A 16,394-nucleotide genomic window follows, 5' to 3' on the forward strand; every position below is an offset into this window, starting at 1 on the left:
AGTGTGGGGGGGTTGCATGAAACAGCTTCAATCGGTCCTCTTCTTCAGACGCAAATCCAATTCCCTGTTCATCCGGCTCCTTGCCGGCTTTTTGTGCATCATTTTGCTGCTCGCCTCGCTCACGATGTATTCCCTCTCGGTGTCGAAACGGAGCGTCCGGCAAGAAATCGTCAAGTACAACACGCTGATGCTCGAAAATACGATGAACGGCTATGAGAAGCATTTGGATTTGGTCAAAAGGCAGCTGTACCTGTTTTTTTTCAGCGAAGAAGTACAGCGGTTTCAGAATAATCCGAACTACACCAGCTTCCCGTTGATCATTCGCGAAATCTCGACTTTGGTCGCCAACCCTTACCTATTCATCGATAATATCGTGCTGTACTCGAAGCGTGACGAGCAGGTGCTGGAGAAAGGGACGAGCACGAACGCCGTCTCGATGTTCGACGTGTTCTATCGAAGCGCCGAATACCCGCTGGACTTCTGGCGGCAGCAGTTCGCCGAACCGTATACGTTTCAGGTGCTCCCGTCCTCCGTCATCAGCACGTCCGTCTTCCGCGACCGTCCGCAGCAGCTCGGCGAGTTCATCCCGATCGTGTTCAAGAACGAGGGAAATCGGGATTTTTATATGGTCGTTTTTCTCGACGCGGTGAAATTGTACAAAGCGAGTCACCAGAGCGTCTATGACGATTTCGTCCTGTACGATAACAAGGGGCAGACGCTGTTCCGGAGCGGGGAGCAGGATTCGCTGATCACCTATGCAGACCTGCAGAAATACGGAGAAACCGAGTTCATTCGGGATGAGAAATATCATTTTATCAAAATAGCGCAGGCGACCGGATATCGCTACTTGTACCGGGTGCCCGTCGAACGGATCGCTTATCAAACCCGGCTGAACATTACGCTGATCGTCATTATGGCCGCCGCGATTACGCTCAGCGTTATGATCGCCTTCCTGTTCGCGGTACGGATCAACAATCCGCTGAAGAAGGTGATCGAATCGATCCGCTCCATGAACGAAGGAAGTCCTTATCGGTCTAGCATCAACGAATTCAATATTATAAGCGACGAGATCCATGGCAATCGGATGCTGCGCAGGCAGGTCGGGTTTATCAACCGGCTTAAGGCGATCCGGAACCAGGAGGCCGATGCCGCAAATCTCGATTTTGCGGATAAGCCGTTCGTCTTCGTGCTGCATCACATTCAACCACATGCGTTAGATGCGACTATGCAAGCGGCCGTTCAGAAATGGATGTATTATTTGAAAACCTATATCGACAGCAAGCTGAAGCCGGCTTTTCCGGACTCGCAGACATTTCAGATCGAGCGCGATCAAATCCTGAGCCTCGTGTTCACCGATCGATCGGACGACCTGGCCGAGCTGGTCGGACAGATGAAAGAGGTGTTCGATCACGATAAGGAGTATGGTGCGATGACGATTGCGATGACGCCGGTCCATTCGTCTGCGGATGAGCTGACCGCCGCCTACGAGGAGGCCCAGCTGCTGGTGGGCGACCGCCGTCTGATGAGCGAAACGCAAATGATCCGCGAGCGTGCCGCGATGTCGGCTACCGTTTTCGGCTTCTCTCCCGATCAGGACAAAGAGTTCGAGGTTCATTTGAGGGAAGGGAACGGGCCGCAGCTGACGGCTTTACTCGTACGGCTGTTCGCGAGATGGAACGGCAAACCGTTGACGGCGGCGGCGCAGCTCCGGTTCGCGGAATCCGTCATCGGCAAAATCCGCAATACCGCCACTTCTTTTTCCCTGGAGCCGGGACGGCTGGAATCGATTGTGGAGCGTGCCGAGGAGAGGCTGGAGCGATGTGGCACAACCCAGGAGCTGGAGCAGCTGCTGCTCGAGTGTGTGACGCGGACGGCCGCAGCGGTGAAGGAGAGGAAGGAAGAGAAGCAGCCGATTACGGCCTTCGTCATCGAGTACATCAACGAGCATTTGTCAGAAGAAATCTACATGGACGTGCTGGCTGACAAGCTGAAGATGAGCAGCGGCTACTTGTCCTCCTACTTCAAAGCGAAGACGGGCAAAAACATCGTCGACTACATCAACGAAACCCGAATCGCGAAGGCGACGAGCCTGTTGTCCGACAACAAAATCAAAATTCACGATGCCGCGAAGGCGGTCGGGTACCAAAATATTACCTCGTTCAACCGGATGTTCAAAAAATATACGGGCGTGACCCCGAGCGAGTACCGGAAACGTGTCGAGTAGACTAGGCTGAAGAAGCCGCTTGGTGAATGGGGACGAGCCCCTGCATCGGCTGAGTACCCAAGTATCCAATCCGAGTACCAAATTTCCTAAGTTATAGCGCATAAGGGCGATCTGAGTACCAAAGTAAACAAAATCGGAAGCTGGGTTCGCGATTTGTTTACTTGTGTACTCAGACGGGGGTTCAGGGCACGGATTAGCGAAAATAGGTACTCCACTCGCGAAATTTGGTACTCAAGGAGATGGGTTTGGGAGCTTAGTGCGGCAAATGACCATCCGGGTGAGCTTCCCCGATGGTTTTCTTATACGCTCGGCAGGCCCTCCCGTCAACCGTTAGTTGAGCCCTTTTGCGAAACATGGGCTTTTTCTCAGCTTATCGGAAAGAAGTTGCAAGTTGTGCGGTTCCGTTGATTTCGACGCCGGCCCATTCGCCTTATGATGGCCTTATTCGGATGAGCCACTGGCTTCCAAACGAAAAATGAAAAGGGACGGTGTGAGCAGCTTGAACACAAACAGAAACAAGAAAAAAGTTGGCGCAGTCGCATTGGTATTGTTGTCCGCGATGGTCGCAGGTTGTTCCGGCTCAGGAGCCGGTACGGGAACCCAGTCGAGCAGCTCGCCTTCGCCGAGCGCATCAGCCGGCAGCAACTCGGCCTCTCCGGCCAAAGCGCCCGAAGCGGCTACCCTGCGGTTGTTGACCGATCTATCCCCCGCCTGGCCCGTCAAGCCAGATTGGGCGGTGTGGAAATGGGTCAAGGAGAAGACGAACATCACGATTAAGCAAGAGACACAGACCGGACCGGAGTCGCTGGCGCTGGCCATCGCCTCGGGAGATATGCCCGACCTGTTCTCCGTATTCCCTCCCGACGCTCAGAAGTACGGGCCGCAGGGCGCGTTCATGGATTTGTCCAAGCATATGGATAAGATGCCGGAATTGAAGGCGTTCCTAGCCTCCCGGCCGGATGTCGCGCAAAGAATGACGTCGCCCGGCGGAGAAATCTACCACGTGCTTAACGATGGAGCGGGTGCTGGCAATCAGCTTGTGTGGTTTTATCGGGACGATATTTTCAAGAAGCATAATCTGCAGGAGCCGAAAACTTGGGATGAAGTGTACACGACGGCGAAGCAGCTGAAGCAGCTGTATCCCGATAGCTATCCGTTCCTGTTCAGGCATGGGATCAATACGCTCAAATACTTTGGCCCGCAATTCGGCATCTATCCGTCGTTCTATGAAGATCCTGGTACCGGCAAAATCAAATACGGCGTGACCGATCCTGGCTTCAAGAAGATGGTCGAGTATTTGAACAAGTTTTACAAGGAAGGTTTGATTCCACCGGATTGGCTCTCAATGGACTACAAGGCATGGACGCAATTCGTAACGACGAACAAATCGTTTATGACGATTCAATTTATCGGACAAATCGAAATCATGAATACGCAGCTGCAGAACGGCGCTCACCTGAAGTTTATGGCTCCGCCCCTCGGAAACGGCAGCAAGGCGTACATTCCGAAGGCCGATCTTGAAGAATACGGCTTCGCGGTATCCTCCAAGACGAAAAATTTGGACGCCGTCCTGCGCTATCTGAACTTCATCTACTCCAAGGAAGGGAAGGACATTCTCAGCTGGGGGAAAGAAGGCGAAACGTATAAGGTCGAGAACGGCAAACGGAAGTTCCTGCCGCAGTTCAAGGAGCCGAACGACCTGCGCAAGGAGCTGGGCATTATGACAACCGGCTCTTACGGGCTGGCCGACTTCAACGCTTCCCTGTCGCTCAGCAACGAGAACGAACAATATTCGTTCGCCGAAGCCGCGAAATATCAATTCCCGACGATCAACGCTTTGCCGCCTCTGACCGGGGACGAGAAGAGCGCCATCGCGGCGACCGAGGATCAAGTCAACAAATATTATGAAACGTCCGTTACGAAATTCATTATGGGCGAGACGCCGATGACGCAATGGGATGCTTTCCTCGGGGAGCTCGACAAATTGGGTGTGAAGAAGCTGATCGATACGTATCAGGTCGGGCTGGATCGTCTGAAGAAGAACACCAAGTAACTGTGGGTACTTTCCAACGTACGCCTGGGAACGCGTGCGTTGGGAAAGAAGTAGGGCTGAGAATGGCCGGACGCGTTTTCGGCCCTATCGATTCTTTTCCGAAAGGGGCAACGACTTGAAACTATCCATCCTCGGCCAGCTGAAGCGCGACCGGACATACGTCCTGCTGTTTGCGCCGGTGCTGCTGTACTACATCCTGTTCAAATACGTTCCCATGTTCGGCATCGTCATCTCGTTCATGGACTACAATTTGTTCAAGGGGCTCTCAGGCAGCCCGTGGGTCGGCTTGAAATATTACAAACAATTTTTCGATAACCGGGATGCTCTCGTCATTATCAAGAATACAGTTCTACTCGGCGGTTACAAGCTGCTGTTCGGGTTTCCGGCTCCGATCATCCTAGCGCTTCTGCTGAACGAGCTTCGGAGCAAGCTGTACAAGCGATTCGTCCAGACGGTCAGCTACATGCCCTATTTCCTCTCCTCCGTCGTCGTCTCCAGCATGATCGTGATGTTTCTGTCGCCCAGCAGGGGTTTGATCAATCAGGTCCTGCAAGGGCTGGGGATCCCGGCCGTCAACTTCCTGCAGCAGGCTGAATGGTTTCGCACGATCTACGTCAGCTCGGAAATATGGCAGCAGGTCGGCTGGGGCTCCATTCTGTATTTGGCGGCGATGACGACGATCGACCCGCAGCAGTACGAGGCGGCGAGAATGGACGGGGCCGGCAGATGGAAGCAAACGTGGCATGTAACGCTTCCCGGAATTGCTCCGACGATCGTCATTCTGTTCATTTTGCAAATCGGCCATGTGCTGGAGATCGGCTTCGAGAAAGTATTCCTGCTATCCAACGCAGCGACCTACGACACCTCGGACATCATCTCAACTTACGTGTATCGCGTCGGTATCGTGCAGGGGGGCTTCAGCTACGCGACGGCCATCGACCTGTTCATGGGCGTGATCGGCTTCCTGCTCGTCTATGCCAGCAATCAGATTAGCCGCAGATTAGGGGAAACTAGCTTATGGTAACGATCCGAAATACGAGAATCCGCCTTTTTGATGTGATGAACATGCTGCTGATGGCACTTTTTGCTTGCTCCATGCTGTTTCCGTTCCTTCATATGGCGGCCGTCTCCGTGAGCTCCGCAGACCTCGTCGTCCGCAACGAGATTTTCCTTTGGCCCCAAGATATCCATTTCGACGCCTATAAAGCCGTGCTGCAGGACAAACGCATCCTGACCGGCTATAAAAATACGATTATTTACGTGGTGCTCGGCACATCACTCTCGCTCATCTTTACTACGATGGGGGCTTATGCGCTGTCACGCAAAAATCTAGTCTTCGGCAAAACGTTTATGCTCCTCGTCGTCTTCACGATGCTGTTCACCGGCGGGATGATTCCGACGTATTTGGTCGTTCGCAGCTACGGCTTGCTGGATACGAGGTGGGCCATGGTGCTGCCCGGCCTTGTGTCTTCCTGGTACCTGATCATCATGCGCACGTTTTTTCAAGGCATCCCGCGGGAGCTGGAGGAGTCGGGGAAAATCGACGGCTTGTCCGATCTGGGCATCCTGCTGCGCATCGTTCTCCCGCTGTCGAAGCCGGTGATGCTGACGATTTCGCTGTTCTACGCCGTTGTGATCTGGAGCAATTTCTATTCGGCGCTGATTTATATTCGGGACGCTGATTTGCTGCCGCTGCAAGTGACGATCCGCAACATCGTCATGATCGGGCAAGTCGGCGACATGACGGTCAGCACCGCGGTCGGTGGCAAGGCGGTCGTCCTCGAGTCGCTGAAGTATGCGGTCATTCTCGTCGGGACGCTGCCGATTTTGCTGATCTATCCGTTTATTCAGAAGTATTTTGTACAGGGGACTATGATCGGATCGGTCAAAGGATAAATGGTATAAGGAAGGCGGGGTATATGGCTATGGCGGAAACGTTCTGGAAAAGCAGGCTGACGGACATCGACGCGTGCTTGTCGGGTGTCGCGAGGGGCAAGGTACGTCGGCTGGCCGTGTCGGCTGGCGGACGGGACATTCACGTAGTGGAGTACGGCGAGAAAGAGGATTTCGGGCGGCGGGCGAACTACGGCTCGGCTTGCGGCGCTGGAAATCCGGAGCACTACGCGCGGAAGGTGAAGGACGCCAAGCCGGTGCTGCTCATTGTCGGAGGCGTTCACGGTGGCGAGCTGGAGGGCATTGTCGCGGTCGTCAACCTGATCCGGCTGCTCGAAACCGGCGAGGATTATCGCGGGCGGCGGCATGATGAGTTGGTTGAGCATGCCCGCCGGTTCCGGCTGCTGCTCATTCCTTGTATGAACCCGGACGGGCGCGCGAGGCTGCCGGTCGATACGCTGATCGACGTGCCTCACGATGAGTTTGTCTACTACATGCAGGGGACGTGGAAGGACGGCACTTTATGTTCCTGGCCGGCCTGTAAGGCGGTTCATCCGATCAAGGATGCTGCGGATTTCCTCGGCAGTTATTTTAATGATGACGGCGTCAATTTGATGCACGACAACTTCTTCGCTCCGATGGCGCGGGAAACCGCCGCTTTGCTGGAGTTGGTGGACGAGGAAGCGCCTGATTTCACTGTTCAACTTCATGGTGGCGCCAACACCGACATTCATCTGTATCCGATTTATTTTTTGCCGCCGTACGTCATGCGGAAGCAGCAGGCCTTCAATCAGCAGCTTGCGGATGCCTATAAGATGCGCGGGCTTCCTTTTGCCTTGACCGACCAGCTGGCTCCTTACGGAGAGACGTATCCTGCTCCGTCGTTCAATTTGGCCTCGGCCATCCATCACGCCTGCGGCGGGATGAGCTTCACCTTCGAGTCCAACATGGGGCTCGCCGCACCCGGCACGAAGCTGACGCCGGATGAAATTCTGGACAGCCATTTCGTGCTGTTCGAGGAGATGTTCCGGTTCAGCCTGGGTCCGGAGGGGACGGGGGAGTATGGGCGGAGCATGGTCTAGGCCCACTCCCCAGCTGCTGTAAGGCGGATTTGCGTGCTTGTACCCACGAAAAGTGACCTCGAGTCCAACATTTAACCAACCGGTTGACAGTTAGCGCCTTAGTCTCCTATACTCAACCATATGGATGATTTTATAGGGGACAAGGGAGCTAACTAAGCATGAGCACTGTTATTTCCAAGGATGGCACAACGATTGCGTACGAGACTGTCGGCCAGGGGCCGGCTGTCATTTTTGTCGACGGCGCGCTCAACTCGCGCTCCATGTCCCTCGCGATGCCGATCGCCAAGCGTATGGCCGGGAGCTTCACCGGCTACCTCTATGACCGGCGCGGCCGCGGGGAGAGCGGGAACACGCTGCCGTGGTCGCTCGATCGCGAGATCGAGGACCTCGAGGCGCTTATCGACGCGGCGGGCGGCTCCGCCTATGTGCTCGGCTTGTCGTCCGGCGCGCTGCTAGCGCTCGAGGCCACGGAGAAACTCGCCCCGGGCAAAGTGAAGAAGCTCGCGCTGTACGAGGCACCGATGATCCTCGATAATTCCCGTGCGCCCCTTGGCGAGCCGGCCCTACAGCAAGTCAAACAATACATTGTTGCGGACCGTCGTGGCGATGCCATGTCCTTTTTCATGCGCGCCGTGGAAGTGCCCGGGTTTATGCTGATGCTTATGAAGCTCTCGCCGATGTGGAAAAAGGTGAGCAAGGTGGCGCATACGCTCGTGTACGATTTTGAAATCGCCACGCCGTATCAGGCGGGAAAGCCCTTGCCGGCAAACCATTGGTCAGCGGTCACCATCCCGACTTGGGTCGGAGTCGGCAGCAAAAGCCATGCATGGATGATCAACGCGCAGAAGGCACTGGCCGAGATGTTGCCCAACGCGACCCTACATACACTTCCTAAGCAGACGCACATCGTCAAGCCGGCTGCAATCCAACCGGAATTGGAGCGGTTTTTAATGGGTTGAAGCAACCCTGCATAAAGTAATGCTTTTTATCAAACCATTTAACTGATCGAAGAAGTTATCACTCTGATTAGTTAGGTGGGTATCGGATGAAAATAAAAACATGGATCGTCATTACCGCATTTGTACTGGCAGCCGCCGGGTGCTCCAAGGCACCTGTCCCAGCAAAACAGCCTAAGGCTAGCCCATCCACGATCGGCTCGCAAGCGGATCGGACAGGCACCTCGTCGAAAATGACGACGCACACTTCCTCCATCTCGACGGACGACATGCACATGTCGATGTCCAAGCAGCAAGCGCCGATCGGCGGCATCAATTGGTCGGACTGGTTCTACCTGGACAACCGTTTCGGCAACGATGCGGCGAATCGGATCGCTTACCCGAACCAGCCTCAAGTCCAACAGCCCGCCTACCCGCAACCACAGCCTCAGCAGCCTACGGTACAAACCCCGGCTCCTAACGCTAATCCGCCGGTAACCGGAAATGCGGCCCAGTTTGCGCAGGAGGTGCTGAACATCGTGAATTCCGAACGGGCGAAAGCCGGCTTAGGAGCCCTCACCATGAACGGCGCGCTCTCAAATATGGCGATGGACAAGGCGAAGGATATGTATCATAACCAATATTTTGATCATATCTCGCCGACCTACGGTTCTCCATTCGACATGATGAACAGGTACGGGATCTCGTTTAACTCGGGAGGCGAGAACATCGCCAGAGGTCAGCGTAGTCCTTCCGAAGTGATGACACAATGGATGAACAGCCCGGGCCACCGCGCCAACATCCTCAACGGTAACTTCACCCAAATCGGAGTTGCTTATTACAACGGCGATTGGGTGCAAGAATTTATCGGTTAACATAGCCGCCAAGGTGCAGCGAGGCGATCTATGAACCAAAGTACATAATTCGGGAAGCTGGCTTCTCGAGTTATGTACTTGAGTTCATAGTTGGGAGGAACTGGAGCCGACATACGAAATTTGGTTCATTAACAGTGAAGATTGGTTCATGGCTACTCCCAAAGTCGAACAACCTCCACTAATTCCATCCCGTCGAAAGACAACTGGTACATATCGGGCATTTCGAGCTGCTTCCAAAAATGAAAATCGTACTTGGGATCAAAGTAACCCATAATTAAGGCCATTAAATTGCCGTGAGTGCCGATGACAACCGTTTTCCCGTTAGAGCGCTCCAAGACCTGCAAAGTAACACGCACCCCTCGCTCCTGTGCACAACGATTGGATTCTCCGCCTTCCCACGCAAACTCGGGCTCCTCCCATACTTTCGTTATCGCATAGTTGAAGTCATCGACAGGATTTTCGGAAAGTGTCCGCTCCCTGAATTCCTCTTCAATCAACACCTCTTTGTCGAGTTGCTTGGCAACGCCCTCCACAGTCTGAAGCGCACGCAGGTAGGGACTGGCTATTACTGTGTCAATTTCGGCGTTTTGCAGAAGCTTAGCTACTTTCCCAGCGTCCACCTTGCCTCGCTCCGATAGGGGCCGAGTTAGCTCCGACTCTGGCGTGTAGATCGAATGTGCGTGTCGTACAAAAATGAGGTTCGTTCTCATCATTTATCCTCCCTAACTAAAACTAACCTTCCCAAGTAGCCAATCTCACCCTTAGAAACGGGAGCAAGCCGATCATCGTATACAATATGGAAGCCGGCTTGTTGGGGCTTGTTCATTTTCCAACCTTTTCATAATATAATCTTACTAGTACTTGTGCTCTGAGATCGTGAATACGCCGGTTCCCCGCTTGATCTGGTTCCCAAGAAACCAATCGACTTCAACGGAAATCGGGGTGTCGATGGGGAGTACAAGCTCGGACAAAGTAATTTTCTCCAGTCGGCTCAGGGTAGACACGACGGTTTTGGAATCGGCTTTGACTGTAGGGGCTTTCAGCTTTTCCTCCGTGTCGATGCGGTAATAGACGACTACGCTTTTCGCGGGAGGTTCGCCGGTGTATTGAAATTCGATGTCGTACACGAGCTTGCCGAGCAAATCCGATTTCGGAATCATCACCAAGTTCCAATTTTCCAGCCCTTGCGACTTGGATAATTCGGTTTTAACCGGGCGAGAGCCGAAGTCCTCCGGTTCCGTGTCAGCCTTGCAGCCTGTTACCAGCGTTCCGAGTAAGACGATCAACAGCAGCCATTTTCGCATACAAGATGCACCTCCTCCTACTAATACCTTGCTGGAGCCAAAAGGTTTCATCCGATTGTTAACCGCGTTAACCAATATGCTGGAATAGAGGTGAGCTTATGAAAAGAATCCTGATCCCTCTCGTGCTGCTGCTAATTATCGTAGCCGCTTGGTACATGCTGGACCCGCTCTCGGGCGACGGAAGAGTCGATATTCGAGGCACGATTACGAAGGTGACCCCGGGCACGGACGGGAAGACTGTATTTCTCATGGTAGAAGGGCCGCTGCAGCCGGACACGACACACGACAAGGCGTCCATTCGTATCGTACCGAAGGACACCCGGATCTATATCCGGCAAAATGATAAGCTGACCCGCGGGACCGTAGCGGATTTGAAGGAGCAGGTACAGGTGGAAGTGGACTTCGGCAACAACCCGGTGATGGAGTCTTATCCCGTGCAGACGAAGGCGAAGCGTGTCGTGATTTTGAAGTAACGACGGCGCCGCTTCAGACAGGAAATTCGTTTCCCGTGTCTAACAGTAAGTAGGGCGGAAGCTGTGAAAATGCGGACGATAACGGATCGAGTAAAGGAGCGCCTGCAAAATGAAACGAGTCCATGTGGTTCCCCATACCCATTGGGACAGGGAATGGTACTTTTCTTTCCAGCACTATCGGATGCGGTTGACCCGCCTGATCAAGAAGCTGCTGCGTCTGCTTGAGGAAGACCCCGATTATTACAGCTTTCATCTCGACGGTCAGTCGATTGTGTTGAAGGATTATTTGGAAATCCACCCCGAGGACGAGCCGCGGCTCCGCGCTCAAATCGAGGCCGGACGCATCCGGATCGGTCCCTGGTACGTCCAGCCGGATGAGGCGCTGGTCAGCGGCGAAGCTCTAGTCCGCAATTTCGAGGAAGGCCTCCGATTGGCGGAGCAGATGGGCGGCGGGGAGCGCTTCGGCTATTTGCCGGACATGTTCGGCCACACATCCCAAATGCCGCAAATCTTGAGCGGCTTCGGCATGACCCGAGCCGTGATGTGGCGCGGCATTGGAGAAGCGGCGACGGGGAGCTCGGAGCTTCGTTGGGTCGGTTCAGACGGCACGGAGATGTTCGTGCACCGGTTTCCAGACGAATATGGCTATTCCGCCATCTATCGACTGCATGGGGATCCGGTCCAGGCGGCGGCTCAGATCCGAGACCTTGTCGAGCGCCATTTGGCGCCTTACGCGACATCAGACACGCTGCTCGTTACGGTTGGGGTAGATCATATGGAGCCGCAGGAAAACTTGTCCGTCGTGTTGCGGGAAGCCAGACAGCTGCTCCCGGAGTACGAGCTGATTCCGAGCAAGTTCGAGCGGTTTCTGCAGGAAGCGGAGCAAGGGATGAAGCATGCTTCGCAGTCGGCGCAGGGGGTGCCGATCCTGCAAGGGGAGCTTCGGGATACGAGTCGAGCCTCCTCAGGGGTGATTACGTTCCTGTTGCCGAACGTTCTCTCCTCCCGGATGCCGATCAAGCAGGCGAATTTCCGCGCGCAGCTGCTACTGGAGCGGTGGGCGGAGCCGTGGACGGCCTTGCTAGATTGTGCACAGCCCTATACGCAGGGTGAAGCTCCGGACGCTCTGCTCCACCGTTCGTGGGGGTACTTGTTGGAAAATCATCCACATGATTCGATATGCGGCTGCAGCCGGGACGAGGTTCACCGCCAGATGATGACCCGATTCGAATGGTCGACCGAGATTGCGGAGCAAGCAGTAGAAGAGGCACTGAACAGCTTGATGGCGCAAGCGGATGTTTCGTGGGTGCCTGAGGGCGGCATTCCCCTGATCGTCTTCAACCCGCTGGAGCGAGACCGCGAGGACGTCGTGACAGCTGAACTGTGGCTTCCGGTGGACTGCCCTCCTCTTCGCACCGTCGAAATCCGCGATGCCTCCGGCAGTGTCTGGCCCTGTCAAATCGTTGGCGACGAACCCGCCTTCCGTGGAATCAGCCATCCGGACCTTGGCGTGCGGGATTTGGCCGGCATCGGCGAGCCGTTCGGCCAACCCGAGAACAAGGCGATTCTCGTCGGCTTCGAGCATGGCCGCAAGCTCTCGATCCGATTCGTTCCGGGCGTCGTTCCGGCCATGGGATATAAGTCGTTCGCAGCGATTCCCCGTCGGAGCTCCGTTCCGCAGGAGGGGACCTTGCTTAAGGGGCATACGCTGGAAAATCCGTTTCTGAGAGCGGAGGTGCGAGAAGACGGGCGTGTGTCGCTCCTGGACAAAGCTACTGGGCGCATCTATGAAGATTTGCTCGTCTACGAGGATAGCGGGGACATCGGCGACGGCTACACCTATTCGCCGCCCCTCCTCGATGAGCGCTTCACAACGAGCGGAATGCCTGCAAGGATTTCGGTGGTGGAGGACGGTCCGGCACAGGCCGCACTTCGCGTGGAGCGGGAATGGGCGCTGCCGGAGTCCGCTTCTCCGGACCGGAAGCGACGCAGCGCAAGGACCGTCGTCTGCCGGCTCACGACGATCATCCGGCTGGGAGCGACCCATCGATGGCTGAGCGTCGAGACGCTATTCGATAACCGGGCGCGCGATCATCGCTTGAGGGTGGCCTTGCCGGTCGGGACGACTGCGCCGGAATATTCTTGGTCGTCGGCCGCCTTCGATTGCGTTCGTCGGCCGGTCGGGGTCGTACAGCCGGCCCCGGACGTCTGGATTGAGGATGCGCCATCCGTTCATCCGAATCATGGGGTGATCGGGATGCCTAGGCCGAACCGCGAAGGCGGCTTGGCCGTTGGCCCGTACGGGTTGCCCGAATATGAAGCGGCGCGGGACGGAACGCTGTATGTGACGCTGCTTCGTTCGACCGGCTATCTCGGGTCCCCCGATGCGCTCACGATTTCGATCGGGGCGGGGCCGACGTTCGAGACGCCCGAAGGCCAATGCCTCGGCCAGCACCGCTTCTCGGTTGCCGTCATGCCTTACGACGGGTCCAATGAATCGGAGCCCCTTCACCGGGCGAACGAGCACCACCTGCCCGCGCGGGCCGTCCAACAAAAGCGCCACAAAGGAACCTTGCCGCCGGAGCTGTCGTTCTGTCGGTTTGGCGGCGGGGAGGACAAGCTCGTCTTCTCCTCCATGCGTCGTTTGGCGGACGGGACAGGGGTGCGGCTGCGCGTCTTCAATCCGACGGACGAACCGGTGAAGACGGAGCTGCTGTGGTGGACACCGCTGCTCCAAGCACACGCCGTGAACCTGGCGGGTGATCGTGTCGGCGAGCTCGCCGTCATCGACCGCACAGTTCCGCTTCGGTTGGAGCCGAAGAAGATTATGACGATCGATTTGATTGCCAGGACAGCAGAGGGATAGAACATAGCTTCGAAAAGAAGGCCGCTTAGCGGCCTTTTTTCGTTGGGGCGGCGAGAAGGCGATGGCATTGATGCTGAAAATGAGACGAATTTTCAGAGTAGCATTCGAGCTGCACCACAAACCTGCCGAGTCAAGAAATAACAAACCAAGTTACTGGCCGTGAATGAAAGAGTCGTTCTGGACCGGGGGAAAGCACCTAGAGGGACTGTAAGAGCAGAAAATAGCCACCGACCTCCAAGTAACCTCGAACTAACCTTGCTCCGCAGTCCGAAAAAATCGGACTACAACTCGCGTCCCCGTCGGAAAAGCTCCGCAGTCCGAATTTGCCGAATTGGAGTGGCGTTTTCAGGAGGAGGTGTGCGGAAACGGCTCTGCAAGTGGCTGAATTCGGACTACAGCGCAATTCAGCCATGGCCCGCGCCATGCAGTCCGAAAAAGTCGGGCTACAGCATTCGAGCTGCATCCAGCAAGCTTAGTTACTGACCGTAAACGAGAGAGTCGTCTTGAAACCCGGGGGATAAAGCCAAGAGGGACTGTAAAAGCAAAATATAGCCGCCGCCAAACGCCTGCGCCACAAACCTGCCGAGTCAAGAAACAACAAACTCCAGCAACCAGAATCATGTTGTTCCCCACGGAAATCCGGTAGGCTAAAGAAGCTTAGCCTAAAAATGACTGGGGGAATTCCGATGCAGGCAGCATGGACGGCGGGGGAACAAACGAAGAGGCGGTCGGAGGTGTATGCGCTTTATCTGGAGAAGATGCGGGATGTGATGGACCGGAACGGAAATCCGGCTCCGGGACGACCGCGGCTGAATCTTCGCGAAGCGATGTGGCACACGCTTCCGTTGCTGGAGGAAGGCGGCGGCTCGGCGGAGCTGGCCAATGGCATTTTATTGTCGCTGGAGCTGATCAAGTGTCACTTCTCTCCGATGATAGCGATGCAAATTTTGCTGAAATACGAGAGGCTCTTGCAGCGGGAGACCGTGCAAAAGCTGGAAAACTATGCTCGCGGCAGCCTGGCCTCGGCATCAAGCGAGGCGATTCATTTCACGATGTACAACGATAATTTCGCCGCCATGGCGGTGTTCCTTCTCCTTGCAGCTGGGGAACGCTTCGACGATCAATCGGCATTCGACGCGGGAGCGCGGAAGCTAAGACAATTAAGGGACGTGCTGACCCGTTGCGGGACGCTGATGGAATACGGCAGCCCGGTGTACACTCCGATAACGACGCATGTGCTGGCCGAAATGGTCAATTATGTACAAAACGAAGAAATCCGCAGCCTGGCAGCCGAATGCGAAACGAGGATGTGGGCGGAGATGGCTACACGCTTCCATCCCCCGACGGCATTGTTCGCCGGTCCTTACTCCCGCGCTTATTGGGCCGACTCGGTAGGCCATATTAATAATATCGGCGGATTCCTGTATTACGCCATCGGAGAAGCTGTGTTCATTAATCCCGTAAAGGATCTGTTCCCGCCTAAGGACGGGCAAGTGATCCATGTCGGACTGGAGACGCTGGTCCTGCCCAATCTCGTATGGCTGTGCAGCGGGCTATGCCATTGCCCGGACGAGCTGGCCGAGCGGATGCTGCACAAGGCGTTTCCCTTCCAGGCCATTACCACGACGGAATGTTTGCCGGGAAAAGAGTATGTCTACAAAGAGGAGGCCGCCGAATTCCCGGCTTGGACAGGCCCGAACGTCACGTACATGACGGAAGACTTCGCGATGGGGACGTCCTGCGCCCAGTTTTTTGACGGGGCCATCACCGACGGCTTCCATGTCGTATATCGCAAGACGGTCCCGGCGCGGCGGCAGGAGGACACGGGCGTCGTGCTATGCCGTTACATTTTCAACGAACGCAAGCCAGAGAACACGAACGTGTATAACGGCAACGTGCACGGGCCGGAAATGTTCCGGGACGAGGGACGCAAATTCGGATTGCAGCAGAAGGATTGCTCGCTGCTGGTGTACCAGCCCAAGCCTTATGAGGCTAAACGTACGACGAGCATGAAGCTTTCGATCCTATTGCCATGCCATTTCGGAGAGCCTGAAGAAATCAGATTAGGAGCCGAACGGCGAGTTCAGGGTGCGGCGGAATCCCGCAACGCCCTCCCGGTCTACATCAAGGACGGTCCGGTCTACTTCGCCTTCCGGCCCTTGCAGCTGACGGATCATGGCCGGCAAGCGGCCGTGAAGGTAACGAGGGAAGGCCAGTATCTCAGCCTATCCTTCTACAACTACGAGGGAGAAGAACGAGGCTTCGAGACGCGGGAGGCGATTCTGACCACGAACGGCTTCATCGCCCATGTGAAAAGAGCGGAGGAGTTCGCCGATTTCGACGCGTTCATTCGCTATGCAGAGCAAGGAACGCTGGAGGATGAGCTAACCGGGCAACTGGAAGGATATACGCGCAGGATTCGGTATACGCATCCCGAAGCCGACTTGCAGTTCGCCTATTCTCCGGTCAGCGAAGGCATTCTTTACAGCACCGTCAACGGCCTGCCGAGACGCGCTCCCCGCTTTGAAGCGACGGGCTTCGATGCCAACGCGCTCCCTTTTCTCGGCAACGGACGCCGTGCAGAGTAAGCGCAAAAAAACACAACATTTCGCAACCAGTATCATGTCATTCCCTATAAGAAAGCGCTTTAATAAGAGTGGGAGATGAAATACAGAAGACAAGGAGGAAT

Annotated in this window: 12 protein-coding genes; 10 read left to right on the forward strand and 2 right to left on the reverse strand. The window is 55.5% G+C overall.

All coding sequences use genetic code 11. The features are described 5' to 3' along the window. The first annotated feature begins 16 nt into the window (after positions 1–16). From PKO02S_RS10960 to PKO02S_RS10990, 7 genes are all read left to right on the forward strand, one after another. Positions 17–2,224 carry a helix-turn-helix domain-containing protein gene (locus PKO02S_RS10960; RefSeq protein ID WP_127582557.1) on the forward strand — a complete coding sequence of 736 codons (2,208 nt, stop codon included), beginning with the start codon at positions 17–19 and terminating at the stop codon, positions 2,222–2,224. 499 nt (positions 2,225–2,723) lie between these two features. Further along, the gene (locus PKO02S_RS10965; protein WP_164821394.1) at positions 2,724–4,277 is read left to right on the forward strand and encodes an extracellular solute-binding protein; all 1,554 of its coding nucleotides are present in this window, start codon (positions 2,724–2,726) and stop codon (positions 4,275–4,277) included. Positions 4,278–4,392: 115 nt separating this feature from the next. After that, a complete protein-coding gene (locus PKO02S_RS10970) occupies positions 4,393–5,301 on the forward strand; it encodes an ABC transporter permease (RefSeq protein WP_246066923.1) in 909 nt (302 codons plus the stop codon). Beyond that, the gene (locus PKO02S_RS10975; RefSeq protein ID WP_127582563.1) at positions 5,295–6,173 is read left to right on the forward strand and encodes a carbohydrate ABC transporter permease; all 879 of its coding nucleotides are present in this window, start codon (positions 5,295–5,297) and stop codon (positions 6,171–6,173) included. Before PKO02S_RS10970 ends, PKO02S_RS10975 begins: the two co-directional genes overlap by 7 nt. A 23-nt stretch (positions 6,174–6,196) precedes the next feature. Continuing rightward, entirely contained in the window at positions 6,197–7,252 is a 1,056-nt protein-coding gene (locus PKO02S_RS10980) for a M14 family zinc carboxypeptidase (RefSeq protein ID WP_127582566.1), read from the forward strand. A 158-nt stretch (positions 7,253–7,410) separates the two neighbouring features. After that, positions 7,411–8,211: an alpha/beta fold hydrolase gene (locus PKO02S_RS10985; protein ID WP_127582569.1), complete on the forward strand. Its 801-nt coding sequence runs from the start codon at positions 7,411–7,413 to the stop codon at positions 8,209–8,211. Between the two features lie 86 nt (positions 8,212–8,297). Continuing rightward, positions 8,298–9,062, forward strand: a complete 765-nt coding sequence (locus tag PKO02S_RS10990) for a CAP domain-containing protein (RefSeq protein WP_246066924.1) — start codon at positions 8,298–8,300, stop codon at positions 9,060–9,062. 152 nt (positions 9,063–9,214) lie between these two features. Here the strand turns inward: PKO02S_RS10990 and PKO02S_RS10995 are convergent, their stop codons facing one another. Further along, the gene (locus PKO02S_RS10995) at positions 9,215–9,772 is read right to left on the reverse strand and encodes a histidine phosphatase family protein (RefSeq protein WP_127582572.1); all 558 of its coding nucleotides are present in this window, start codon (positions 9,770–9,772) and stop codon (positions 9,215–9,217) included. 144 nt (positions 9,773–9,916) lie between these two features. Then, the gene (locus tag PKO02S_RS11000; RefSeq protein ID WP_127582575.1) at positions 9,917–10,366 is read right to left on the reverse strand and encodes a hypothetical protein; all 450 of its coding nucleotides are present in this window, start codon (positions 10,364–10,366) and stop codon (positions 9,917–9,919) included. 98 nt (positions 10,367–10,464) lie between these two features. Here PKO02S_RS11000 and PKO02S_RS11005 point away from each other — a divergent pair, with 98 nt between their 5' ends. From PKO02S_RS11005 to PKO02S_RS11015, 3 genes are all read left to right on the forward strand, one after another. Beyond that, positions 10,465–10,839, forward strand: coding sequence for a hypothetical protein (locus PKO02S_RS11005; RefSeq protein WP_127582578.1), 375 nt, complete (start codon positions 10,465–10,467; stop codon positions 10,837–10,839). Positions 10,840–10,948: 109 nt separating this feature from the next. Continuing rightward, positions 10,949–13,705, forward strand: coding sequence for an alpha-mannosidase (locus PKO02S_RS11010; protein ID WP_127582581.1), 2,757 nt, complete (start codon positions 10,949–10,951; stop codon positions 13,703–13,705). Between the two features lie 686 nt (positions 13,706–14,391). Further along, the gene (locus PKO02S_RS11015; RefSeq protein WP_127582583.1) at positions 14,392–16,293 is read left to right on the forward strand and encodes a DUF8769 domain-containing protein; all 1,902 of its coding nucleotides are present in this window, start codon (positions 14,392–14,394) and stop codon (positions 16,291–16,293) included. Positions 16,294–16,394 lie beyond the last annotated feature (101 nt).

It is taken from the genome of Paenibacillus koleovorans NBRC 103111 (assembly GCF_004000845.1).
Classification (GTDB): Bacteria; Bacillota; Bacilli; order Paenibacillales; family NBRC-103111; genus Paenibacillus_AA; species Paenibacillus_AA koleovorans.